General features: G+C 72.3%; 19 protein-coding genes. 12 read left to right on the plus strand and 7 right to left on the minus strand.

All coding sequences use genetic code 11. From position 1 onward, the window contains the following. Window positions 1-119: 119 nt before the first annotated feature. Together KUM49_RS11720 and KUM49_RS11725 are read left to right on the plus strand one after the other, a co-directional pair. A complete protein-coding gene (locus KUM49_RS11720) occupies window positions 120-1,484 on the plus strand; it encodes a M14 family zinc carboxypeptidase (protein WP_217236702.1) in 1,365 nt (454 codons plus the stop codon). After that, a complete protein-coding gene (locus KUM49_RS11725; protein WP_217236703.1) occupies window positions 1,481-1,900 on the plus strand; it encodes an SSI family serine proteinase inhibitor in 420 nt (139 codons plus the stop codon). Before KUM49_RS11720 ends, KUM49_RS11725 begins: the two co-directional genes overlap by 4 nt. Before the next feature lie 29 nt (window positions 1,901-1,929). Here KUM49_RS11725 and KUM49_RS11730 read toward each other — a convergent pair whose 3' ends face one another. The 3 genes from KUM49_RS11730 to glgX form a co-directional block, all read right to left on the minus strand. After that, a complete protein-coding gene (locus tag KUM49_RS11730; protein ID WP_217236704.1) occupies window positions 1,930-3,180 on the minus strand; it encodes a M14 family zinc carboxypeptidase in 1,251 nt (416 codons plus the stop codon). Between the two features lie 426 nt (window positions 3,181-3,606). Further along, complete coding sequence (gene treY, locus KUM49_RS11735; protein WP_217236705.1) at window positions 3,607-5,955, minus strand: malto-oligosyltrehalose synthase; 2,349 nt, start codon at window positions 5,953-5,955, stop codon at window positions 3,607-3,609. A 70-nt stretch (window positions 5,956-6,025) separates the two neighbouring features. After that, complete coding sequence (gene glgX, locus KUM49_RS11740) at window positions 6,026-8,143, minus strand: glycogen debranching protein GlgX (protein ID WP_217236706.1); 2,118 nt, start codon at window positions 8,141-8,143, stop codon at window positions 6,026-6,028. Window positions 8,144-8,336: 193 nt separating this feature from the next. On the opposite strand from glgX, the gene KUM49_RS11745 reads away from it, so the two are divergent. The 4 genes from KUM49_RS11745 to KUM49_RS11760 all read left to right on the plus strand — a co-directional run bounded on the left by KUM49_RS11745 (window position 8,337) and on the right by KUM49_RS11760 (window position 12,779). After that, window positions 8,337-9,167 (plus strand): Tat pathway signal sequence domain protein, encoded by an 831-nt coding sequence (locus tag KUM49_RS11745; RefSeq protein WP_217236707.1) that lies wholly within the window; start codon window positions 8,337-8,339, stop codon window positions 9,165-9,167. Window positions 9,168-9,284: 117 nt separating this feature from the next. Beyond that, window positions 9,285-10,601 (plus strand): copper amine oxidase, encoded by a 1,317-nt coding sequence (locus tag KUM49_RS11750; RefSeq protein ID WP_217236708.1) that lies wholly within the window; start codon window positions 9,285-9,287, stop codon window positions 10,599-10,601. Between the two features lie 102 nt (window positions 10,602-10,703). Then, window positions 10,704-11,945, plus strand: coding sequence for an SAV2148 family HEPN domain-containing protein (locus KUM49_RS11755; RefSeq protein ID WP_217236810.1), 1,242 nt, complete (start codon window positions 10,704-10,706; stop codon window positions 11,943-11,945). Between the two features lie 111 nt (window positions 11,946-12,056). Beyond that, entirely contained in the window at window positions 12,057-12,779 is a 723-nt protein-coding gene (locus KUM49_RS11760; RefSeq protein ID WP_217236709.1) for a 3'-5' exonuclease, read from the plus strand. Window positions 12,780-12,787: 8 nt separating this feature from the next. Here the strand turns inward: KUM49_RS11760 and KUM49_RS11765 are convergent, their stop codons facing one another. Next, window positions 12,788-13,285, minus strand: coding sequence for a YbaK/EbsC family protein (locus KUM49_RS11765; protein ID WP_217236710.1), 498 nt, complete (start codon window positions 13,283-13,285; stop codon window positions 12,788-12,790). Then, complete coding sequence (locus KUM49_RS11770) at window positions 13,255-14,232, minus strand: DMT family transporter (RefSeq protein WP_217236811.1); 978 nt, start codon at window positions 14,230-14,232, stop codon at window positions 13,255-13,257. The genes KUM49_RS11765 and KUM49_RS11770 overlap by 31 nt, the downstream gene beginning before the upstream one ends. Before the next feature lie 93 nt (window positions 14,233-14,325). Here KUM49_RS11770 and KUM49_RS11775 point away from each other — a divergent pair, with 93 nt between their 5' ends. Beyond that, window positions 14,326-15,237 carry a LysR family transcriptional regulator gene (locus KUM49_RS11775; RefSeq protein ID WP_217236711.1) on the plus strand — a complete coding sequence of 304 codons (912 nt, stop codon included), beginning with the start codon at window positions 14,326-14,328 and terminating at the stop codon, window positions 15,235-15,237. A 104-nt stretch (window positions 15,238-15,341) separates the two neighbouring features. On the opposite strand, the gene KUM49_RS11780 is transcribed toward KUM49_RS11775, so the two are convergent. Continuing rightward, window positions 15,342-16,205, minus strand: a complete 864-nt coding sequence (locus tag KUM49_RS11780; protein WP_217236712.1) for a phosphotransferase enzyme family protein — start codon at window positions 16,203-16,205, stop codon at window positions 15,342-15,344. Window positions 16,206-16,443: 238 nt separating this feature from the next. Here KUM49_RS11780 and KUM49_RS11785 point away from each other — a divergent pair, with 238 nt between their 5' ends. The 3 genes from KUM49_RS11785 to KUM49_RS11795 are packed head-to-tail and all read left to right on the plus strand — an operon-like array spanning window position 16,444 to window position 19,489. Then, entirely contained in the window at window positions 16,444-17,379 is a 936-nt protein-coding gene (locus KUM49_RS11785) for a carbohydrate ABC transporter permease (RefSeq protein WP_217236713.1), read from the plus strand. Then, complete coding sequence (locus KUM49_RS11790) at window positions 17,376-18,209, plus strand: carbohydrate ABC transporter permease (protein WP_217236714.1); 834 nt, start codon at window positions 17,376-17,378, stop codon at window positions 18,207-18,209. Before KUM49_RS11785 ends, KUM49_RS11790 begins: the two co-directional genes overlap by 4 nt. Beyond that, on the plus strand, window positions 18,209-19,489 hold the full coding sequence (locus KUM49_RS11795; protein ID WP_217236715.1) for an ABC transporter substrate-binding protein: 1,281 nt from the start codon (window positions 18,209-18,211) through the stop codon (window positions 19,487-19,489). The genes KUM49_RS11790 and KUM49_RS11795 overlap by 1 nt, the downstream gene beginning before the upstream one ends. 8 nt (window positions 19,490-19,497) lie before the next feature. Here the strand turns inward: KUM49_RS11795 and KUM49_RS11800 are convergent, their stop codons facing one another. Beyond that, window positions 19,498-20,364 carry a DUF3152 domain-containing protein gene (locus tag KUM49_RS11800; protein WP_217236716.1) on the minus strand — a complete coding sequence of 289 codons (867 nt, stop codon included), beginning with the start codon at window positions 20,362-20,364 and terminating at the stop codon, window positions 19,498-19,500. A 139-nt stretch (window positions 20,365-20,503) separates the two neighbouring features. On the opposite strand from KUM49_RS11800, the gene KUM49_RS11805 reads away from it, so the two are divergent. Together KUM49_RS11805 and KUM49_RS11810 are read left to right on the plus strand one after the other, a co-directional pair. Continuing rightward, window positions 20,504-21,208: a response regulator transcription factor gene (locus tag KUM49_RS11805; RefSeq protein WP_217236717.1), complete on the plus strand. Its 705-nt coding sequence runs from the start codon at window positions 20,504-20,506 to the stop codon at window positions 21,206-21,208. A gap of 38 nt (window positions 21,209-21,246) precedes the next feature. Further along, complete coding sequence (locus KUM49_RS11810) at window positions 21,247-22,686, plus strand: cell wall metabolism sensor histidine kinase WalK (protein WP_217236812.1); 1,440 nt, start codon at window positions 21,247-21,249, stop codon at window positions 22,684-22,686. Window positions 22,687-22,690 lie beyond the last annotated feature (4 nt).

The raw sequence follows: 22,690 nt of genomic DNA on the forward strand, positions 1-22,690 counted from the left end.
CCACGCTTTACCCACTGTGTTGTCTCAAGTCCCTTTGCCCTTCGTGGTGTTGACGTACCCGTCAACTCGTGACTGACTGTGCGTACACCATGTACATCAGGTGAACCGACGGCACCACCTTGTGGAGGTGCGCCCTGCCGCCACTCCTCCGCTACCCGACCGTCGACGAACTCGGCGCCCGGGCGGCCGCCCTCGTCGCCCGCCACCCCGAGGACGCCCGACTGCGCCGGGCGGGCACCTCGCGCGCGGGCACCCCCATGTGGCTGCTCTCCGTCGGTCACGGCAGCCGCCAGGCCCTCGTCGTGGCGGGCCCGCACGCCAACGAGCCCGTGGGCGGCGCCACCGTCCTGCGGCTGGCCGAGCGTGCCCTCGCCGATCCCACGCTCACCGTGGGCGCCGACGCCACCTGGAACCTGCTGCTCTGCCTCGACCCGGACGGCCTGCGCCGCAACGAACGCTGGCTGCGCGGCCCATACACGCTCGGCCACTACTTCCGGAACTTCTTCCGGCCCGGCTTCCTGGAACAGCCCGAATGGCTGCCCGACGGCGCGGCCGGCGCCGTACTGCCCGAAACCCGGGCCCTGCTCGACCTCCAGGACGAACTGCGGCCCTTCTTCCAGTGCTCCCTGCACGGCGTCGACGTCGGCGGCGGCTTCGTCGAGCTCACCCGCGACCTGCCCGGCCTCGCGCAGCGCGTCGCGCACACCGCGGCCCGCCTCGGCATACCGCGCGAGCTGGGCCCGTACGACACCCTGTACTGGCCGAACCTCGGGCCCGCCGTCTACCGGATACCGCCGCCCAGACCGACCGACCTGGCCGCGGCGATCACCGAGGCCGCCGTCGAGTCCACCTGGTTCCACCCGCACCGGCACGGCACCGTGACCGCCGTCGTGGAGGCGCCCATGTGGGGCGTGGCCGCCGTGGCGGACGACGCGACGCCCGCCGACGCCGCTGCGGTGCTGCGCACCGTGAGTCACACCCTGCGCCACGACGCTGACCTTCTGGAGCGGATCCTCGCCCGGATCCGGCCCCACCTGGCCGCCGCACCGGACGCGGCCCACCTGCTCGCCCCGGTCGAGGACTATTTACTGGTCTGCCCCGGCCTCGCCGACGCTTGGGACCCGGACGTCGCCGTGGGCGAGCGCCCGCTGCCGCCCCTCAGCACCGCCCACCTGACGGCCCTGCGCATCGCCGGACGACGCCTCGCTCTGCGGACGGCGGGGCTGCTGCACCAGCTCGTGAGACGCTCCGGCATCGACCCGGCCGGTGCGCTGCCGGAGCTGGACCGGCTGGTCGACGAGTGGTGTGCCGACTATCGCGACGACTGCGGGGCGCGCTGGATCCCCGTCGCACGCCAGGTGGAGTACCAGTCGCGGGTCGTCCTCGCCGCCTTCGAGCTCGCCGGACGGTACGCGCCCGCCCGCTCCCGTTCGGGTGAGTCGGGCTGGGGTTCCGAGGCCGCCGTGCCGATGCACCAGGAATGACGTACACCACCACAGCGACAGCGGTACGGGGCGGCCTGCTCGCGGCGGCCACCCTCCTCCTCGCCACCGCGGCCCCGGCGCAGGCAGCGCCCCGGCAGTCCGCGGGGGGCGACTGGCTCTTCGTCACGCTCACCACGGGCGACACCCGCTCCAGCGACACCCGCGGCACCCTCCTGCTCTGCGACCCGCCGCAGGGCCACGGGCGCGCCGCCGAGGCCTGCGCGCAACTCGCGGCCGCCGACGGCGACATCGGCGCCGTCCCCACCCGGGAGACGTACTGCTCCATGATCTACGCGCCGGTGACCGCCCACGCGCGCGGGGAGTGGCACGGACGGCCCGTCGAGTACCGGGAGACCTTCTCGAACACCTGTGTGTTGCAGGCGCGCACGGGGGCGATCTTCGCGCTTGACGGCTGACGGTTGACGCCTGACGCATGACGGCAGTCTCACGCCACCCGGTCGCGGGCGTGCAGCGCCGCCGCGACGACCGTGCGGGACTGGTGCTCGATCTGATGCTCCAGGGGCACCCAGCGAGCCCGGAAGCGTTCTGCGAAGGCATGGCTCCAGGTCGCCACCAGTGGTTCGAGACGCGGTGCCGCACGGTCGTCGGTCTCCCGCAGGACCCGCAGCAGCATGGCCGCGGCCCGCAGCGGCACCCGGCGCGCGAAGGCGTCCACACTGCCCACGTACGCCCTGGTGTTGTCCGCGGGCGGAGTGTGGATCAGGTCCGCGGCCAGCCCCGGTACCAGCTCCAGCCCCCACCTGGCGGCCCGCAGCAGGGGCCCGTCGGCGCCCCGCAGCCGCGGCAGCGCGTCGGCGAGCACCCGCTCCACCTCCAGCGAGTCCCGCAGCAGCCGTCCCGCCAGCTGCCGCATCGCCGCGGCCGGTGCCGGGTGCGGCGCCGGGTCGTCCACCAGGTCGCTCGCCCACATCGGCACCTCGACGATCGCGGTCAGACCGCCGTACCGGTGGGTGTGGTACCAGGTGCTGTGCCGGGCGTCGTCCGGCATGCTCGGGTAGGCGGCGCCCGCGCCCGGCGCGGGCATGACGTGCACGCCGGGACCCGAGGCGGGCCAGCCCGCCGCGTCCGAGGCACCCGTCTCCACCGGGATGTGCAGCTCCGCCGCGGACTTGGCGAACGGCTCGGCCAGGCCCGGGACGTCCTTCGTCAACTGCACCCAGCTGCCGCCCAGATCCGTCCCGTGCAGGGTCACCTGGAGATAGGGACGCAGCTCGTCGATGACTCCGGTCAGAGCGCGCGTCTCCGGCGGCAGCCGGTCGGGAGGCAGCACCGAGGGTGACCACTCCGGCTGTTCCGGTCCAGCGGGCCGGAAGAACCCGAGGTGGTAGTCGAGCAGGCTGCGCGGCGCCGGGGTGACATGGAGGCTCGCCCCGTCGGGATCGGCGCACAGCAGGAAGTGCCAGGACGTGCCGTCGCGCAACCCCCGTTCCCCCAGCACCCGTTCGGCGACCGCGAGGAGCGTGGCGCCGCCGGTCGGTTCGTTGGCGTGGGCGCCCGCGACCACCAGCACGGCACGGCGGGCGTGCCCTACGGAGAGCAGTAGCAGGGGTCTGCCCGCCCGGGAGACGCCCACCTGCCTCAGGGCGCACACGCCGGGCCGGTGGGCGGCCAGCGCCCGAGCGGACGCGACCACTTCGGTCACCGTGGGGTAGCGCAGCTCCGGCAGGAGACTCACCCCCGTCACATCCGCCCGGCTTCGCCATCGCAGTAGCCCACGCTGTCATTGACGTGTCAAGTAGGCCTGGGGGGAGGCTCCAGGGGGCGCCCGGAAGCATTGCCCGCAGACGGGCAGAGCCGTACGTGCCGGAGCCTTACGCACACCCGGCCCGCCGGGGCGGCGGGCCACGCACGCACCGCCGTCACGGTCCACACACCGGCCGACGCCGGCAGCACCCACCGGCCGCCGCGTGCCCACGCACGCGTACGCCCTCGTCGAGCCCCCTCGGCTCCAGCACCCCGCGGCCACCACCACGCGCCGGCCCCCCGGCACGCGCCCCGGGAGCGCGCGCGGGTGCACGCCGGTCGCGAGGACGGGGGCCGCGGCGCGCGGCGAGTGGCGCACGCCGGGCGAGAGGCCACCGCGGCACACCGCCGGTCCGCCTCAGCCCACCCGCTCCAGCAGCGCCACCGGCAGACCCTCCACAAGCTCCGCCACGCGCGCGTGCCCCGTGAACTCCCGTCCCGGTGTCAGGACGTCGGCCCACCGGCCCGCCGGAAGCGGCAGCACGGTGTCCCGCCAGCCGCCCGCCTCCGCCAGCCGCAGCGACAACCGGGTCACGGCCGTGAGGACCTCTCCCGAGCGCGTGAACGCCACGCAGTGGGCCGCCGCCGGGCCCTCGGCGGTCAGGGGCGTGTATGTCGCCGCGTCGCCGAACACGTCGGGCCGTCGGGCGCGCAGACCCAGCGCCGCGCGCGTCAGCGCGTCCTTGGCACCGGGATGCTCCGGGGGGAACCGCACGGGCCGGCGGTTGTCCGGGTCGACCAGGGCGCGGTACTCGCTCTCCGTGCCCTGGTAGATGTCCGGCACACCCGGCATCGTCAGGTGGACCAGGGCGGTGCCGAGCAGGTTGGCCAGGATGTGGGGCTCCAGCAGGCTCCGGAAGGCGTTCACGTGCTCGCCCGGCGTCCCGCAGGGCCCCGCCGCGACGAACGCCGCCACCGCCTCCTCGTACGGGGGCTCCTGCTCTGTCCAGCTCGTGTACAGACCGGCCTCGCGCACGTGCTTCAGCAGGGCCTCCTGGACCCGCTCCGGGGCCGCGGGGCCCAGCCCGAACACCGTCTCCCAGGCCGCCCAGGCCAGCTGCGCGTCCGGCACGCCCTCCCCGGTGCGGGTGACCTCGGCCAGCACGTCGGCCCAGCGCTGCGGGCACTCGGTGAGCACCGCCAGCGCCGCCCGCACGTCGGCGCTGCGCTTGGTGTCGTGGGTCGACACGACCGTCCCGGACGCCGGCCAGTCGCGCTGCACGCGCGCGCAGTAGGCGTGGAAGTCCTCCGGGGACACGGCCGGGCTCCCCGGATTCCCGCCCACCTCGGTCGCCGACAGCAGCGGCACGTAGCGGTAGAACGCCGTGTCCTCCACGGACTTGGCGCGCAGCGCCGACGAGGTCTGCGCGAACCGGGTCCGGAACTCCACGTGCCCGGGACCGTCGCCGTAACGCCCGAGCACCAGGTCGCGTACGACGTCGACCGCGGCGGCCTCCTCGGGGACGACGAAGGCGAGCCGGGCCTCGGCCGCGGCCTCCTCGGTGACGACCCGGGCCGCGTCCCCGGAGGCGTACGGCCGGTAGACCTCCAGTCGGACCAGGAGCTCCTGGAGCGCGGTGCGCAGCGCCCAGGGTGCCCGGTCACGCAGCGCCGGCTCGGGCGACAGGGCGCACAGGCGGCTCGCCGCCCGGGTCAGCCGGTCCGTCTCCGCCGCCAGCTCGTGCGTGAGCACCTTGTACGCCGCCCGCCGCACGGTCGCGTCCCAGTCCCCGCCCCGGTCCGTCTGCGGGGCCGCGAACCGCCGGTACTGCCCGAGGAGTTCCCCGGCCCCCGCCGGGTCCGCGAAGAGACCGTCGACGTGCCGCAGGGCGTCGTAGCCCGTGGTGCCCGCTACGGGCCAGGAGGCCGGCAAGGGCTCCCCGTCCGCGAGGATCTTCTCCACGACCGTCCAGCGGCCGCCGGTCGCCTCGTGCAGCCGCAGGAGGTAGGCCTCGGGGTCGGCCAGGCCGTCGGGGTGGTCGATGCGCAGGCCGTCGATCACGCCCTCGTGGAGCAGCTCAAGGATCTTGGCATGCGTGGCCTCGAACACCTCCGGGTCCTCGACCCGCACCCCGATGAGCTCCGAAATGCTGAAGAACCGACGGTAATTGAGCTCCGTACGGGCCAGGCGCCACCACACCGGCCGGTACCACTGCGCGTCCAGCAGCTGCGGCAGCGGCAGTTCCTCGGTGCCCTCGCGCAGCGGGAACACGTGGTCGTAGTAGCGCAGCAGGCTCCCGTCGACCCGCAGGTGTTCGATCTCCGTGCCGAGCGGGTGCCCGAGCACCGGCAGCAGCACCTGCCCGTCCTGCGCCTCCCAGTCGATGTCGAACCAGCGCGCGTACGGCGACTTGGGGCCCTCCTTGAGGACCTCCCACAGGGCGTGGTTGTGCCGGGGTGCCATGGCCATGTGGTTGGGCACCAGGTCCACCACCAGGCCGAGCCCGTGCTCCCGCGCGGTGCGCGCCAGTGCCCGCAGCCCCGCCTCGCCGCCCAGTTCCTCGCGTACGCGCGCGTGGTCCACGACGTCGTAGCCGTGCGCCGAGCCGGGGACGGCCTCCAGGACCGGCGACAGGTGCAGGTGCGAGACGCCGAGCGATGCCAGGTACGGCACGGCCGCCGCCGCGGCCGAGAACGGGAAGGCGGGCTGCAGCTGCAGCCGGTAGGTGGCCGACGGCACCGCCGGGTCAGATCGCTCAGGTGTCATGCAGAGCTACGTACCCGCCTGGCGGCCGTTCGTGTCATCACTCCCTCCATATGCCGTCGCGCGCGACCGGCTAGACCGGCCGCTGCAGCACCGTCATGCTCCGGTCCACCAGGGTGAGCCGGTCGCCGGCCTGCACCTTCGCCACCGTGCCGGGCGGTACCCCGTCCGTGCGGGCGGTGTCGACGAGTACCTGCCACTGCCGGCCGTGGTTGACCGGCACCACGAAGTCGAGGGTCTTCGGCGAGGCGTTGAACATCAGCAGGAACGAGTCGTCGGTGATCCGCTCCCCGCGCGCGCCGGGCTCCGAGATCGCGTTGCCGTTCAGGAACACCGTGAGCGCCGACGCCTGCGAGCGGTCCCAGTCCCGCTGGGTCATCTCCTTGCCCTCGGGGGTGAACCAGGCGATGTCCGACAGCTCGTCGTGCGTGCCCTCCACGGGCCGCCCGTGGAAGAAGCGCCGTCGGCGGAAGACGGGATGCTCCTTGCGCAGCCGCACGATCGCGCGCGTGAAGTCCAGCAGCTCACTCTCGGGCCCCCCGGCTTCCGGCCACCGGACCCAGGCCAGCTCGCTGTCCTGGCAGTACGCGTTGTTGTTGCCGCGCTGGGTGCGCGCGACCTCGTCGCCGTGGCTGATCATCGGGACGCCCTGGGACAGCATCAGCGTGGCGATGAAGTTCCGCCTCTGCCTCGCCCGCAGCTCCAGCACGGCCGGGTCGTCGCTCTCGCCCTCCGCCCCGCAGTTCCAGGACCGGTTGTGGCTCTCGCCGTCCCGGTTGTCCTCGCCGTTGGCGTGGTTGCGTTTCTCGTTGTACGAGACCAGGTCGTTCAGGGTGAAGCCGTCGTGGCAGGTCACGAAGTTGATCGAGGCGAGCGGGCGCCGCCCGTCGTCCTGGTACAGGTCGGAGGAGCCGGTGAGCCGGGACGCGAACTCCGCGAGGGTGCGCGGCTCGCCGCGCCACAGGTCCCGTACGGTGTCGCGGTACATGCCGTTCCACTCGGTCCACAGCGGCGGGAAGTTGCCCACCTGGTAGCCGCCCTCGCCGACGTCCCAGGGCTCGGCGATCAACTTCACCTGGGAGACCACCGGGTCCTGCTGCACCAGGTCGAAGAACGACGACAGCCGGTCCACCTCGTGGAACTGCCGAGCCAGGGTGGCCGCGAGGTCGAAGCGGAATCCGTCGACGTGCATCTCGGTCACCCAGTACCGCAGCGAGTCCATGATCAGCTGCAGGACGTGCGGGGACCGCATGAGCAGCGAGTTCCCGGTGCCCGTGGTGTCCATGTAGTAGCGCGGGTCGTCCGTCAGCCGGTAGTACTGCGGGTTGTCGAGGCCCTTGAAGGACAGCGTCGGACCCAGGTGGTTGCCCTCGGCGGTGTGGTTGTAGACCACGTCCAGGATGACCTCGATGCCGGCCTCGTGCAGCGCCCGCACGGCCGATTTGAACTCCAGGACCTGCTGGCCGCGGTCGCCCCAGGAGGCGTACGCGTTGTGCGGGGCGAAGAAGCCGATGGTGTTGTAGCCCCAGTAATTGTTCAGGCCCATGTCGACCAGCCGGTGGTCGTTCACGAACTGGTGTACGGGCATCAGCTCCAGTGCGGTGACGCCCAGCTCGGTGAGGTGCTCGATGATCGCCGGGTGCGCGAGGGCGGCGTAGGTGCCGCGCAGCTCCTCCGGGAGCCCCGGGTGCCGCATCGTGAGGCCCTTGACGTGGGCCTCGTAGATCACCGTGTGGTGGTACTCGGTGCGCGGCCGCCGGTCGTCGCCCCAGTCGAAGTACGGGTTGACCACGACGGACGTCATCGTGTGCGGCGCCGAGTCCAGGTCGTTGCGCCGCTCGGGCGCGTCGAAGTGGTAGCCGTACACCTCCTCGCCCCAGTGGATCGAGCCGCTGATCGCCCGCGCGTACGGGTCGAGCAGCAGCTTCGACGAGTTGCAGCGCAGACCGCGCTCGGGGGAGTACGGCCCGTGCGCACGGAAGCCGTACCGCTGTCCCGGCATGATGCCGGGCAGGTAGGCGTGCCGGACGAACGCGTCGCTCTCCCGCAGTTCCACCGCCGTCTCCGAGCCGTCGTCGTGCAGCAGACACAGCTCTACTCGGTCCGCGGCCTCCGAGAAGACCGCGAAGTTGGTGCCGGCGCCGTCGTACGTGGCGCCGAGCGGATATGCCTCTCCAGGCCAGACCTGCATGGATACGACTCTTCCAGGTGTCCTGCGCCGCTGGGGCGCCTTGGCCCCGAGTGTCCACGAAACTAGTGGAACCACCTATGACGTGGCTCCCTCTTACCGAGCGACCAGTGCATACCCCGCCTCATGCGGCCGGTATGCCGAACCAGTGGGGCAAATTCGCACTCCCGGGATCTTGGGGGAGCAGGGGGAAGACGTGCGCGACGCAGTGCATCGTCATCTCGGCAAGGTGGTGGCCGGTACGGCCATCGCGGTGGCCTCGACCGCCGCGATGGTCGCCATCACCCTGCCGGGATCGGCGGGGGCGGACGAAACGGGTGGTGGACGGGCGGGCAGCCAGTCCACACAGCAAGCGGGACAGGGCCGGGACGAGGGCCAGGAGCAGGGCGCGGCCGTCGCGCCCGGCGTGGTCGAGCAGGCCCCGGCCGAGGGCGAGAAGGGCAGGGGAAGTGATCCGCTGACGGGCGACGAGATCGAGCGGGTCGAGCAGATAGCCGTGAGCCGGCAGATGTTCAACGCGAGCGAGGACGTCGGGGGCGAGCGCGGCCCGCAGCGCCTCACCGTCGACCTCGCCGAACCGGAAGCGGACGAGACCGACGCCACGAACGCGCCCCGGCGCGCCGACGTGACGTTCTACGACTACCGGGACGACACCCTCGTCACCCGCACCGTCGACCTCGATGCCGGCAAGGTCGTCCGGACCACCGAGCAGCAGGGTGTGCAGCCGCCGCCGAGCCGGGCCGAGAGCATCGAGGCGGCGAACCTCCTGATCGGCGACCCGCTGGGCGCCGGTCTCAAGGCCGACTACCAGGACGCCACCGGCAAGGAGCTCACCTCCCCCGACCAGCTGAAGCTGAGCGGTGGCGTCTACCGGGCCACGCCGGGTGCCCAGCCCGCCGCACTGGACACGTGCGGTGAGCACCGCTGCGTGCGGTTGTTCCTGAAGGTCAAGAACGGGCCGTGGATCGACACCAGGTCCCTGGTGATCGACCTGAGCGCCCGCAAGGTCGCCGAGCTCGACCGCTGAGCCGGTCTTCGACCGGTCTTCGACCGGTCTTCGACCGCCATCCGGCCTTCGACCGGTTTTGTCCGGCCTTCGTCCACCTTCCGTACCTGCATCTCCTGCAAGGGAGTCACTTCCTTCATGCGCGTGAACACCATCAGCCGTGCCCGCAAGCGGCCGGCCGCCCTCGGCCTCGCCGTGGCCGCGCTGGCCGCCGGCCTGACCACCGGTGCGGGACCGGCCGCCGCCCAGCCGGGAGCGGCCGCCGCGGCGGCGGCCGCCGACTGCAGCGCCGCCTACCGCATCGAGCGGAAGCTCTCCACCGGAACGACCTGGCGGATGTGCTGGCGCTACGACGGCATGGCCGGCCTCATCCTGGACGACGTCTCCTACCAGCCCAAGGGCGAGCCCAAGCCGATCAAGGTCCTCAACAGTGCCCGGCTCGGCCAGATCCACGTCCCGTACGACGACGGGAAGGAGGAGTACGACGACCTCACGGGCCAGGACTTCGCCAAGGACCTGATGCCGCTGGCGGCGGCCGAGTGTCCCGGCGGCACCATCAAGACCGTCAAGATCCCGGACCAGTACCCGGGCGAGAACCCGAACGTCAAGGGCCTGTGCACCACCACGCGCTCCCGCGGCCACGCCTACCGCATGCAGGGCGACACCGGGAACAAGGTCTACCAGGCCCAGGGCAAGGACCTGCTCGTCTACACGGTCAACCAGGTCGGCTGGTACGAGTACATGACCGAGTGGCGCTTCCAGGACGACGGCACCGTCAACATGAACGTCGGCGCGACCGGCAGCCTCTCCCCGGTCGACTACGACGCGGGCGACGGGCGCGGCTGGCCCATCGGCAAGGGTGCCAAGGGCAAGGCCACCAGCCACAGCCACAACGCGTTCTGGCGGCTCGACTTCGCCCTCGACGGCTCCACCAAGAACCGGGTCGAGCAGTTCGACTCGGCCGTCACCACCCGCGGCCGGCTGACCCCGACGACCAAGACCACCCGCACCAAGGTCACCAAGGAACGCGCCGGCGACGCCAAGGCCTATCGCTGGTGGCGCATGGTCAGCGCGACCGGAAAGAACAAGGACGGGCACGCGCGGTCGTACGAGATCGTCCCCGGCCCCACCACCCGCTACCCGGGCCGCGGTTTCACCCAGCACGACGTCTACTTCACCCAGTACAACAAGTGCGAGCTGTTCGCCAGCAACAACCCGCGCTGCCCCCGGACCCATCCCAAGTCCGTCGACAAGTGGGTGAGCGGGCAGACCCTCACCCACCCCGTGACCTGGGTGAACGTCGGCTTCCACCACATAGCCCGGGACGAGGACCAGCAGCCCATGCCGGTCCACTGGCAGGGCTTCTCCATCGCCCCACGTGACGTCACCGCTATGAATCCGCTCACTCCGCCCGCCCTCGCCGGGGAGAACGGGGCTCCGACGGACGGTAGTTGAGAAACGACCTGTCCATCCGGCTGCACCGCCGACCGCTCCCGGAGTACCCTTCCTTGATCGTTGGCACGGGGAGTGCTCGGGGGAGCGGAAGGCGGTGCGCGGGTGGGCTCGGGAGGGCTGGAGTTGCCCCCTGGTGACGAGGGTCACGAGGGGAACTCCGCAGACGCCCCGCCCGGCACGGTGTCCCTGGCACGGCCGATGGACGCGGGTGCCACCATCGGGCCGGAGCTGGACTGGGACGCCGACGCCTGGCGCGAGGTCCGTACCCGCGCCCAGCGTGCCGGTCGGGCCTACATCTGGCTGAACCTCGTCGAACAGCGGCTGCGGGCCGTCGTGGCCGCCGTGCTGCGCCCCATCTACGAACCCGTCCACGGCGACGAGTGGGTGGTCGCCGCGGCCGGACCCGCCGGCCAGGAGTGGGTGCAGCGCGCGGTCGCCGTACGCGAAGTCAGCCGCCGCAAGGGCTACCTGCTCGACCCGGCCGACGACAACGTCCTCAGCTTCCTCACCCTCCCGCAGCTGCGGGAGCTGATGGTGCAGCACTGGCCGTGCTTCGAGCCGTACTTCGACGAGCGCCGGGACGTCGAACTCGCCCTGGACGAGCTCGAGGTCACCCGGAACGTCGTCTCACGCAACAGAGCCCTGTCCGAGGCCGTCCTGGGCCAGGCCGAGCGGGCCTCCGCCCGGCTCCTGGAGATACTCGGCACGGCCGGCGACGTGCCCTCCGCCCGCCGGCTCCCCGTCGACGCGGTCGAGGACCTCGTCGGCGACCGGTACGGGGACGTGGTCGCCGTGCACTCCGACCGGGTGCGGCTGATGCGCCAGTTCCCCGCCGAGGACATCTTCGGCAGCGCCCGCCGGCTCGACGCCGTCGGCATCGGCCTCAACCTGCTCGTGCAGAACTTCTCCGGCCGCCGCCTGGTGCGCCTGGCCGAGTCCGGCTGCCGGGTACGGCTGCTGTTCCTCAACCCGGCCTCCAGCGCGGTCAAGCGGCGCGAGCGCGAACTCGGCATCAAACGGGGCGAGATGAGCCGCGCGGTCGAGATGAACATCCTGCACATGCGCCGGGTGCGCTCCAAACTGCGCGACCCCGGGGCCTTCGAGATCCAGGTCTACGACGAGACGCCCCGCTTCACGGCGTACCTCGTCGACGGTGACGGCGCGGACGGCATCGCCGTGGTGCAGTCCTATCTGCGGCGCTCGCGGGGCATGGAGGCGCCGGTGCTGGTCCTGCGCGGCGGGAGCAAGCTGGTCAGGTCGGGCGAAGCCGACGAGGCCGGTCTCTTCCCGACCTATCGCGAGGAGTTCGAGGTGGCCTGGGCGGATTCACGGCCGGTGTCCTGAACTGTCCCCCCGCGCAAGCCCGTAAGCGGAATGCGGTCCTCGGATTGTCAGTGGCCCATGGGATCGTGGAGACCACTGGGGGAAAGCACCACCAAGAAGGGGGGACCACCCATGGGCTGGCACCGGGAGCTGCTGATCGGCTTCGACCTGGAGACCACGGGAACCGATCCGCGCGAGGCGCGCATCGTCACGGCGGCCGTGATCGAGGTCAGGGACGGGCAGCCCCTCGGGCGCCGGGAGTGGCTGGCGGATCCGGGCGTGGAGATCCCGGCGGACGCGGTGGCCGTGCACGGCATCAGCAATGAGCGCGCGAGTGCCGAGGGCCGCCCGGCCGACCAGGTCGCGGACACGGTCGCCGACGTCCTCGTGGCGTACTGGAAGACGGGCGTACCGGTCGTCGCCTACAACGCGGCCTTCGACCTGACCCTGCTCTCCGCGGAACTGCGCAGGCACGGCCTGCCGTCCCTGCGGGACCGCCTCGGCGGCGTCGACCCGGCCCCGGTCGTCGACCCGTACACCATCGACCGCTGGGCCGACCGCTACCGCCGAGGCAAACGCAACCTCGAAGCGGTCTGCACGGAGTACGGCGTCCGGCTCGACGCCGCCCACGACGCCTCGGCCGACGCCCTCGCCGCGGCCCGGCTGGCATGCGCGATAGCCGGCCGCCACCCCAAGGTCGCGGGCCTCGGTCCGGCGGAACTGCACCGCCGCCAGATCGAGTGGTACGCCGAGTGGGCGGCGGACTTCCAGAGTTTCCTGCGCCGCAAGGGCGAGACGGACGCGGTGGTGGACGGCACCTGGCCGCTGCGGGAACTCGCGGACGAGCCGGTCTGACCCGGGCGTCACGCCTCGACGGGGCCCGCGATGCGCTCCACCCGGGGCCGGGCGACCCGCTCGTAGTCGGCACCCGAGACGACCAGGGACCGGTCCAGCCGGGCCGCGTTGAAGTACAGCCTGGGCTGTGCCACCACGTCCGGGTCGGCGATGACTTCGAGGTCGGGATCGAAGCTGAAGGGGAGGACCGTGCCGGGCACCGCGCGGGCCAGCCGCTCGGCCGTCTCCGCATCGCTGAAACCGACATACCGGGCGTCGAACAGCACGCGGACGGCGCCCAGATCCACCCGGCGGTCTCCGGGGACGACCGCGAGGACGTGGCGGGTGGTGCGCCGGTCCACCTTGACCCGCAACACGATGCACTTCGCGGCCTGGGAGGCGGGGTGTCCGCGCAGCGCGCAGACCTTGTCGGTGGTGCCCTCGGGCTCGTGGTCGATGACGTGGTGGTCGACGGAGGCGGTGTCGAGCAGGGAGATCAGGTGCTCGTAAGTGTCGTGGCCGGACATGGGGGTTCCTTTGCGGTCGGGGAGGAGGTGGCCGCGGGCGCGGAGGCCTTCTGTGTCGTCGTCCGGTGGTGGCGTTCCACGGCCTGCCCCCAGTAGGTGCCGGCGACCATCAGGGCCGCACCGAGGCCGGTCACCGGCGTGAAGTGCTCCCCCGCGAGGGCGATGCCCACCGCGGCGGCCCAGATCGGCTCGGTGCCCAGCAGAAGGCTGGCCCGGCTGGCGGAGGTGCGCTGGACCGCCCAGGTCTGGGCGAGGAAGGCGAACACACTGCAGAACAGGGCGAGATAGACCAGCTGCGTCCAGGTCGCGGCGTCGGTGCGGGCCAGTGCCGGCAGTTCGCGCGCGGCCGGTGCCAGGAACAGGGCCGAGCCGACGAGGGTCTGCACCGTGGTCAGGTGCAGGGGACGTATCGCGCGGCCCGCGGTGAGCCGGCCCACGAGCGCCACGTGCGCCGCCCGGACGAACGCCGCGGCCAGCATCAGCAGGTCGCCGAGGCGGGGCGCGTGGAAGCCGTTGCCGGACATGAGGAGCCCGACGGCCAGGACGCACACGCCGGCCGCGACGTAGAAGGCGGGAGGCAGACCGCCCCGGTGGCCCGTGCGGTCGAGGAAAGGGGTGAGGACGATGGTCAGGCTGATGATCAGCCCCGCGTTGGCGGCGGTGGTGTGGGCGACACCGTACGTCTCCACGACCAGGACGGCGGCCTGGGTGAGGCCGAGCGGCACGCCGACCCGGAGTTCGTCGCGGGTCCAGCGGCGGGAGCGGTGGCGTGACCCGGCGCGGGAGGCGACGAGCCCGAGACAGGCGAGTGCGGACAGGGCGTACCGCACGAAGAGGACCAGCAGGACGGGGAGGGCGGCGGTGGCGGTCTGGGCGGACAGATAACTGGAACCCCAGACGAGCGCGACCAGGAGGAGTACCGCATCGGTACGGCGGGCGTCGGACACCTGCCCACCGTGCACCGGGACGCCGCTGAAGCCCAGAGCCACCTTCTTAAAGGATCTTTTAGCAGGCCTACAGTGTCCTTCTACACTGACGGGATGGACGAACGGCAGTTGCGGATCCTGCGGGAGCTCGGTGAGCTGGGCAGCGTCACCGCGGTCGCCGAGGCGCTGCTGGTGACACCGTCGGCGATCTCGCAGCAGCTGCGGCTGCTGCAGCGTTCGATCCCGGTGCCGCTGACCGAGCGCGAGGGGCGGCGGCTGGTGCTCACCGACGCCGGGAAGGCGCTGGCGGGCGCGGCCGTGGAGGTGGAGACGGCGCTGGCGCGCGCCCGGCACACGGTCGAGGAGTTCGTGGGGCGGCCGGACGGCGAGGTGTCGGTGGCCGCCTTCCACAGCGCGGGTGCGGCCTTCTTCCCGCTGCTGCTGCGCGCCTTCGCCGGCCCCGGCCATCCGGTGCTCGCGCTCGCCGACCAGGACGTCGCGCAGGACGACTTCCCGCGGCTGACCCGCGAGTACGACATCGTGCTGGCCCACCGCCTGGACCACGCCCCGCCGTGGCCGCGCGCGGTGACCGCAACGACGTTGCTGCGCGAGCCGCTGGACGTGGCCATGCCCGCGGACCATCCGCTCGCCGCCAAGCGGCGGCTGACCCCGGGCGACGTGGCCGACGAGCCGTGGATCGCCGTGCACGAGGGCTTCCCGGTGCGGGCGACCGTCGAGGCGATCGCCGCGGCGGCGGGGCGACGGCTCCAGCTGGCCCACACCATCAACGAGTTCTCGGTGGCAGCGGAGGCGGTGGCCGCGGGCGGCGGCATCGCGCTGATGCCGCGCTGGACGATGCGCCCGCACCCCGCCCTGGTCCTGAGACCGCTCAGCGGGGTGCAGGCGAGTCGGCACATCGACGCCCTGCACCGCCCGGAACGCGCGGCACGCAGAGCGGTCCGCACAGTCCTGACGGAACTACAACAAGCGGCAAGAACCATCCAGAGCGGGAACACAACGCCCTGAAGGGGCGCGGGACTGTGTTGATATGCGGCTCCGCCGCGTGGGCGCGACCAGCCCCAGCGGACCCGCAGCCGCCCGAAGGCATCAAGCCCGGAGTCAACAGGCGCTCAGAACGGATACCACCGCACCGTCTCGTCCCCGTCCCGCAACGACCCCACCCGCCGCTCGAACTCCACCCGCGCCTTCGGACTGCTCGGCGCATGCTGAGCCACCCACGCACAGCTGGCCGTTTCCCGGGCGCCCCGCAGCACCGAACACCCTGACCACGCCCGCACGTCCCAGCCGTACACCTCGGTGAACGAGTCGTACGCCTCGGTCGGCAGGCCGTAGCGGTCGTGGGACAGCGCCATCACCACCAGATCGTGCTCCCGGAGATCCCCGGAGAAGGTCTCCAGGTCCACCAGCACCGGCCCGTCCGGCCCCACATGGACGTTGCGGGGGAGTGCGTCGCCATGGATGGGCCCCGGCGGCAGGTGGGGCGTCAGCGCAGCCGCGGCCGTGGCGAACCCGTCGCGGCGCTCGCGCAGATACGCCGCGTCGGCCGGGTCGATCGCGTCGCCCGCCAGGCGCAGCCAGCGCTCCACGCCTCCCAGCAGCTCGCGGGGCGGCAGGGTGAAGGCGGGGGAGGGCAGGGCGTGGACGGACCGGAGCAATTCGGCCAAATCCCGGGGCTCGGCCGGCCGTACCGGATCGGGCAGCCGGTGCCACACCGTCACCGGGTGCCCCTCGACCAGCAGCGCCTTGGACTCGGCGGCCCGGACCGCGGGCAGGCCCGCCTCCTCCAGCCACGCCGCGATGTCGAGTTCGCGGCGGGCACGGTCGAGGAGTTCGGCGTCGCGGCCCACCTTGACGACCAGGGCACCGGCGGCGAACACCGCGTTCTCGCCCAGGGCGAGCAGTCGCGCCTGCCGCGCCGGGCCGGGCAGCACACCCGCCGCGGCCAGTACCTCCCGTGCCCGTGCCTCGTCCATGCGTCCGCCTCCGTGTCCGTCCTCGATGTGCCGGATGCGGCGGTTCGCTCCGCGCCCGCTGCCGCACACGCCGTCGAGTTCCCGCCATCCGTCGGCCAGTCTCGCATTCGCACAGGTCGGACCGTGTGCGAGGTGCCTTGACGGCGTACAGGGCCTTCACGACCATGACGAGGGCCCGCGCCGGGGCGGGGCCTGTCCGACGAACCCTCGTCGCGAGCCGCGCGAAGGAGCCGATCACGTGACACTGGTGACCGCGACGAAGCGGTCGGCGCAGGGCGCGCGCCCCGCCGACGGGGGCCGGCGGCCGCCGGACCACGGGGCCTGGTTCCTGGTGCTGCCCGCGCTGATCCCGATCCTGGTACTGAGCGTCGGCCCCCTGCTCTACGGCATCCTGCTGGCCTTCACCGACGCCCAGTCGGGCCGCACCCGGCCCACGCAGTGGATCGGCGGTCTCAACTTCCGGGACCTGCTGCACGACACGCTGTTCTGGGAGTCGTTCCGGATCGGCCTGGTCTGGGCGGTCGGGGTGACGGTCCCGCAGTTCCTGCTCGCCCTCGGCCTCGCCCTCCTCCTCAACCAGGAGCTGAGGCTGCGCTGGCTGGCCCGGGCCCTCGCGATCATCCCGTGGGCGATGCCGGAGGTCGTGGTCGGCGTGATGTGGCGGCTCGTCTACAGCCCCGACGCGGGCGTCCTCAACGAGACCCTGCGCGACCTCGGCCTCGGCGACGGCCGCGACTGGCTCAGCGGTCTGGGGACCGCCCTGCCCGCGGTGATCGTCGTCGGCGTCTGGGCCGGCATGCCGCAGACGACGGTCGCCCTGCTCGCCGGCCTGCAGAACACCCCGCGCGAACTCCACGAAGCGGCGGCGATGGACGCCGCCGGCGCCTGGCGCCGCTTCCGGACGGTCACCTGGCCGGCCCTGAGGCCCATCGCGCTCGCGATCACCGCGCTCAACTTCATCTGGAACTTCAACTCCTTCGCCCTGATCTACGTCCTGACCAGCGGCGGTCCCGGCGGCCGCACCCGCCTGCCGATGCTCTTCGCCTACGAAGAGGCCTTCCGGTACGGCCAGTTCGGCTACGCGGCGGCGATGGGCTGTGTGATGGTCGCCGTGATCTCGGTGCTCCTCGCCCTCTTCCTGGTGGGCCGGCTCAGGGGAGGCGACGACGCATGAGGACCAGCACCGGCGGCCGCGTCGGCCAGTACGCCGCGCTGTTCGCCTATCTCGTCTTCCTCGCCTTCCCCTTCCTCTGGCTCCTGTCCACGGCCTTCAAGTCGCCGCGCGAGCTCGGCAGTCTGCACCCCTCCTGGATCCCCGAGGACCCCACCCTCGGCAACTTCCGGCAGGCCTTCGACGAGCAGCCGCTGCTGCGCGCCGCGGGCAACTCCCTGCTCGCCGCGGCCGGCGCCGCGCTCATCGCCGTACTGATCGCGACGCCGCTGGCATACGTCATGGCCCGGCACCGCGGTCGGCTCGCGAAGGCCGCCACCGGATGGGTGGTGGTCAGCCAGGCGTTCCCGCTCGTGCTGGTGATCATCCCGCTGTTCCTGGTGTTGAAGAACCTGCGGATGATCAACTCCCTGACGGGGCTGGTGATGGTGTACGTCGTGTGGGCGCTGCCGTTCGCGCTGTGGATGCTCGTCGGATACGTCCGTGCCGTGCCCGCCGAGCTGGAGGAGGCGGCGGCGGTCGACGGGGCCGGACGGGTCCGGACGCTGGTGTCGGTGACCGCGCCGTTGCTCGCGCCCGGGATCGTGGCGACGGGACTGTTCGCGTTCATCACCGCGTGGAACGAGTTCTTCTTCGCCCTCGTGCTGCTGAAGACACCCGAGAAACAGACCCTGCCGGTCGTCCTCACCCACTTCATCGGCGCGGAGGGCGTCGCCGACCTCGGCCCGCTGGCCGCCGCCGCCTTCCTCGCCACCCTTCCCTCACTGGTCGTCTTCGCGATCATCCAACGGCGGATCACGGGCGGCATGCTCGCCGGGGCGGTGAAGAGCTGATGCGCGGCAAACTCGCAGGCGTCCTGGCCGCGGCCCTGCTGCTGGCAGGCTGCACCGGCGGCGGCAGCACGTCCTCGGACGGCCCGGTCACCCTCCGCTTCCAGTCCCTGGCCTGGCAGGAGGAGTCGATCGAGGCCAACCAGGAACTGGTGAAGGAGTGGAACGCGACCCACCCGGACGCCAAGGTCGAGTACGTCCAGGGCAGTTGGGGCAGCGTCCACGACCAGCTCCTCACCTCCTTCGAGGGCGGTGAGGCACCGGACATCATCCACGACGCCTCCGACGACCTCGCCGATTTCGCGTACGGCGGCTATCTCGCCGACCTGACCGACCTGCTGCCCGAACGTCTCAAGTCGGACATCCCCCAGCGCAGTTGGGACACGGCGACGTTCGGCGACGGCGTCTACGGCGTGCCCTTCCTCCAGGAGCCACGCGTGCTCATCGCCAACGCGACGTGGCTGAAGGAGTCCGGCGTCCGCATCCCCACCCCCGAACAGCCGTGGAGCTGGAAGGAGTTCCGGCAGATCACCGAACAGCTCAGCGGCGACGGGAAGTACGGCGTGGCCTGGCCCCTCAAGGAGCCCGTCTCCGCGACCCTCAACCTGTCCCTGTCGGCGGGCGGACAGCTCTTCCACCGGGGCACCGACGGCAAGGTGGCGATCCGGTTCGGGACGGCGGACCAGACCGTGCCGCGGACCATCCACGACCAGGCGAACACCGAGCGCAGCGCCTCGCCCACCACCCTGGGAAGCGGCGGCTCGGACACCCTGCCCGGCTTCTTCGGCGGCAGGTACGCGATGGTCCCGCTCGGCTTCTCCTACCGTCAGCAGATCGCCCAGCAGGCCCCCGAGGGCTTCCGGTGGCAGGTGCTGCCCGCCCCGGCCGGCGCCGGCGGGCTCACCCAGGGCGTCAGCCCGCAGACTCTGTCCGTCGCCGAGGACAGCCCGCACAAGAAGGAGGCGGTCGCGTTCCTCGACTTCCTGCTCCGGCCGCCGAACATGGTCAGGCTCGCCCTGGGCGACTGGATGCTGCCCACCGGCACCCAGGCCCTGAAGGACCCCGCGCTGCACACCGCCAAGGACGGCTGGGCCACCGGCACCGCCCTCGCCGCGCACCTGCGCCCGGCACCCGCGCAGTCCGTGCGCGGCTATCCGGAATGGAAGGACAAGGTCGCCACGCCCGCTTTCCAGGAGTACTACAGCGGCGCGATCGGCCTGGGTGAACTGCGCGAACGCCTCGAGGAGGACGGCAACCTGGTGCTGGCCCGGTACCAGCGCTGAGACCGCGTTCAGGGAGTGGCGGGGCCGGTGACGTACTGCCCGTCCTCGTCGTACGGCCAGACGTTGGGCACGCAGCCGTTCATGCCCTTGATCTGCTGCATCATCGCGGGGGCCGGCCTGCCGGGGCCGGGGCAGCCGACGTGGCCGTGTCCGAGGAAGTGGCCGACCTCGTGATTGATGATCAGCGCCCGGTAGGACGTCACGTCCTTGGCGTACACGGGTGTCGCCAGCTCCCAGCGCTTGAGGTTGACCATGACGCTCTTGGCCACGTTGCAGTTGACCTCGCCGCCGGTGTCCAGCCCGTACTGCCCGCAGATCTTGTCCACGGTCCCGGGTGTCGCGACGCGTACGACGAAGTCGGTGCTGCCGTCCGACACCCGCTGGAACGCCGAGTGGCCGTCCGCCGTCCAGCCGCGCCGGTCGGCCAGGATGCGCTCGACCTGCTCGGCGACCGCCGCGGCGGACAGCTTCAGGCCGTCCTCGACATCGACCCGGTAGCGCAGGACCGGTCCCTTCCCCACCTTGGCGCTGCCGCCGCCTGCGGTCGTGAAGGTGCCCGGTCCGGTGGCCGGGACGACCGGCTCGGAGGAGCCGGCGGAGGAGCGGGACGGGCTGACGGACGCACTCACGGACGGGCTGACGGAAGGACGGGGCGGTGCGGGGCTGGACGCGGCGCGCTCGGTGGGCTCGGTGCCTGCGCCGGAGTCGCCCCGGTCCGCGGACGTCCACCCCACGGCCGCGAAACCGGTGGCCCCGAGGACGGTCAGCGCGGCCAGTCCTCCCCACAGCGATCCCTTCCGCCCGCCCGTTGAGGCGTGCGCAGGGCCGCTCCTACGACGGCGGTTGCTGGACGGGGTTGCTCGGTGCACGGTCATGGTCGTTCAGGCTGTGACCGTCATGTGATCGGATCTGGCCCGAATGGTAACGAAATGGTAACGGGGTTCCCGTCGGGCCTCATGTGATCATCCGGTAACAGTGTCCCGGACGTGTGGAGGACGTGCGGATACTGAGCGCATGCCACGCGTTCTGCTGATCGAAGACGACCGTGCCGTGCGGGAGGGCGTCGCACTCGCCCTGCGCCGCCAGCAACACGAGGTCGCCGCCGCCGAGACGGGCGAGGAAGGGCTGGAGCGGCTGCGGTCCTTCCGGCCGGACGTCGTGGTGCTGGACCTGATGCTGCCCGGCATGCCCGGCCTGGACGTGTGCCGGGGGATGCGTGCCCTCGACCAGACGCTGCCGATCATCATGGCCACCGCGCGGGGCGACGACGAGGACATCGTCGTAGGACTGGAGGCCGGAGCCGACGACTACGTGGTCAAGCCCGTCCAGGCGAGGGTGTTGGCGGCGCGTATCCGTGCCGTCCTGCGCCGGGCGGCAGGGGCGTCCGCCGACGGCGGCATCCCGAAGATCGACACGTACGGGGACCTGACCGTCGACCGGGCCGGCCTCTCGGTCACCTGGCAGGGCGCGCCGGTCCCGCTCGCCCCGTCCGAACTGCGGTTGCTGCTGACCCTGTCCGCCTCGCCCGGCCAGGTGTTCAGCCGCCAGCAACTCCTGGAAGCGGTCTGGGAACACAGCTACCACGGCGACGCGCGCCTGGTGGACGCCTGCGTCAAACGGCTGCGCTCCAAGATGGGCGAACCCTCGCGCGAGCCCCGCTACATCCAGACCGTGCGCGGCTTCGGCTACCGGTTCGCGTCCCGGTGGGACGCGTGCTGAAGGACCGCGTCAGGGTCCCCCAACTGCGCGGCCTGCGGATGCGGTTGGTGGTGGCGTTCGCGCTCGTCGCCGCGCTCACCGCCGCGACCACCGGTGGCCTGACGTTCCGGGAGGCGCGCACGGGGGTGCTCCAGCAGAGCCAGGACACCGTGATCAAGCTGCTGCGGACCCAGGTCGACCGGCTCGCCCCCGAACTCGGCGTGCCACCGAGCGAGTTCGAACTGCGGCGGTTCGCCGCCTCCGTGGCCGACGCCGAACCCGCCGGAACCTGGCGGGTGCTGGTCGCCTACGGCGGGCTGACCGCCACCTCCGCTCCCGACGACCCGTTCGAGGAACTGACTCCGGCCCTGCGCGCGGCCGTGGACTCCAGCACGGCCACCGTCTTCCAGCGGGTGGACAGCGGCGACCACACCTCCCTGGTCGTCGGCATGTCGGTCACCTTCACCGGCTCCACTCCGGCCGAGACCCGGCCCGCGTCCGGCGTCCAGGTCTTCCTGACCGTGCCGCAGACCACGGAACAGGCGTACGTCGACGCCCTGGTCACCGCCGTCCAGCGAGCCACCGTGCCCGCCCTCGGCCTCGCCGTGCTGCTCGCGCTGCTCGCCGCCCGCGGGGTGCTGCGGCCGGTACGCGCGCTGCGCCACGCCACCCGCAGCATCGCCGAGGGACGGCTGGACACCCGGCTCGCCGTCGACGGCTCCGACGAACTGGCCGACCTGTCGCACACGTTCAACGAAACGGCCGCCGCCCTGGAGGAGTCGGTGGCCGAACTGCGCGGCATGGAGGCCCGGGCCCGCCGGTTCGCCGCGGACGTCTCGCACGAACTGCGCACCCCGCTGGCCGCCATGTCGGCGGTCACCGACGTCCTCGACGAGGACGCCGCCCACCTCGACCCCGACACCGCCACCGCGGTCCGGCTGATCAGCGAGGAGACCGTGAAACTGGCCCGGCTCGTGGACGACCTGATGGAGATCTCCCGCTTCGACGCCGGCGCGGCGGTGCTGCACCTGGACGAGATCGACCTCGCCGAGTCCCTGCGGCGCACGCTGGCCGCCCGCGGCTGGACGGACCTGGTGGACGTCCGCCTGCCTCCGCCCGACGCGCTGCGCGGACGGGTCGATCCGCGCCGCCTCGACGTCGTCGTCGCCAACCTGGTCGGCAACGCGCTGCGGCACGGTGCCCGGCCCGTCCGACTGCGCCTGTACGAAGACGGGGAGCGGTTCGCGGTCATCGAGGTGCTGGACAGCGGCCCCGGTATCCCCGACAGCGTGCTGCCCCACGTCTTCGAGCGATTCTACAAGTCGGACGCCGCCCGCACCCGGACCGAGGGCAGCGGACTGGGCCTCGCCATCACGGCGGAGAACGTCCGCATGCACGGCGGCACCGTCCGGGCGGCGAACCGCCTCGAGGGCGGCGCGGTCTTCACGGTGGAACTCCCGCTGCGACGGGACGAGTCGACCCCGGGGAGCGGACAGTGAGGAC

Source organism: Streptomyces sp. AC555_RSS877 (genome assembly GCF_019049245.1).
In the GTDB taxonomy this organism is placed as follows: domain Bacteria; phylum Actinomycetota; class Actinomycetes; order Streptomycetales; family Streptomycetaceae; genus Streptomyces.

Coding starts and splice junctions, on each gene's coding strand:
- KUM49_RS11760 (WP_217236709.1), top strand. CDS start 12,057: ATGGGCTGGCACCGGGAGCTGCTGATCGGCTTCGACCTGGAGACCACG.
- KUM49_RS11795 (WP_217236715.1), top strand. CDS start 18,209: ATGCGCGGCAAACTCGCAGGCGTCCTGGCCGCGGCCCTGCTGCTGGCA.
- KUM49_RS11780 (WP_217236712.1), bottom strand. CDS start 16,205: ATGGACGAGGCACGGGCACGGGAGGTACTGGCCGCGGCGGGTGTGCTG.
- KUM49_RS11810 (WP_217236812.1), top strand. CDS start 21,247: ATGCGGTTGGTGGTGGCGTTCGCGCTCGTCGCCGCGCTCACCGCCGCG.
- KUM49_RS11765 (WP_217236710.1), bottom strand. CDS start 13,285: ATGTCCGGCCACGACACTTACGAGCACCTGATCTCCCTGCTCGACACC.
- KUM49_RS11725 (WP_217236703.1), top strand. CDS start 1,481: ATGACGTACACCACCACAGCGACAGCGGTACGGGGCGGCCTGCTCGCG.
- KUM49_RS11750 (WP_217236708.1), top strand. CDS start 9,285: ATGCGCGTGAACACCATCAGCCGTGCCCGCAAGCGGCCGGCCGCCCTC.
- KUM49_RS11790 (WP_217236714.1), top strand. CDS start 17,376: ATGAGGACCAGCACCGGCGGCCGCGTCGGCCAGTACGCCGCGCTGTTC.
- KUM49_RS11775 (WP_217236711.1), top strand. CDS start 14,326: ATGGACGAACGGCAGTTGCGGATCCTGCGGGAGCTCGGTGAGCTGGGC.
- KUM49_RS11800 (WP_217236716.1), bottom strand. CDS start 20,364: ATGACCGTGCACCGAGCAACCCCGTCCAGCAACCGCCGTCGTAGGAGC.
- treY (WP_217236705.1), bottom strand. CDS start 5,955: ATGACACCTGAGCGATCTGACCCGGCGGTGCCGTCGGCCACCTACCGG.
- glgX (WP_217236706.1), bottom strand. CDS start 8,143: ATGCAGGTCTGGCCTGGAGAGGCATATCCGCTCGGCGCCACGTACGAC.
- KUM49_RS11805 (WP_217236717.1), top strand. CDS start 20,504: ATGCCACGCGTTCTGCTGATCGAAGACGACCGTGCCGTGCGGGAGGGC.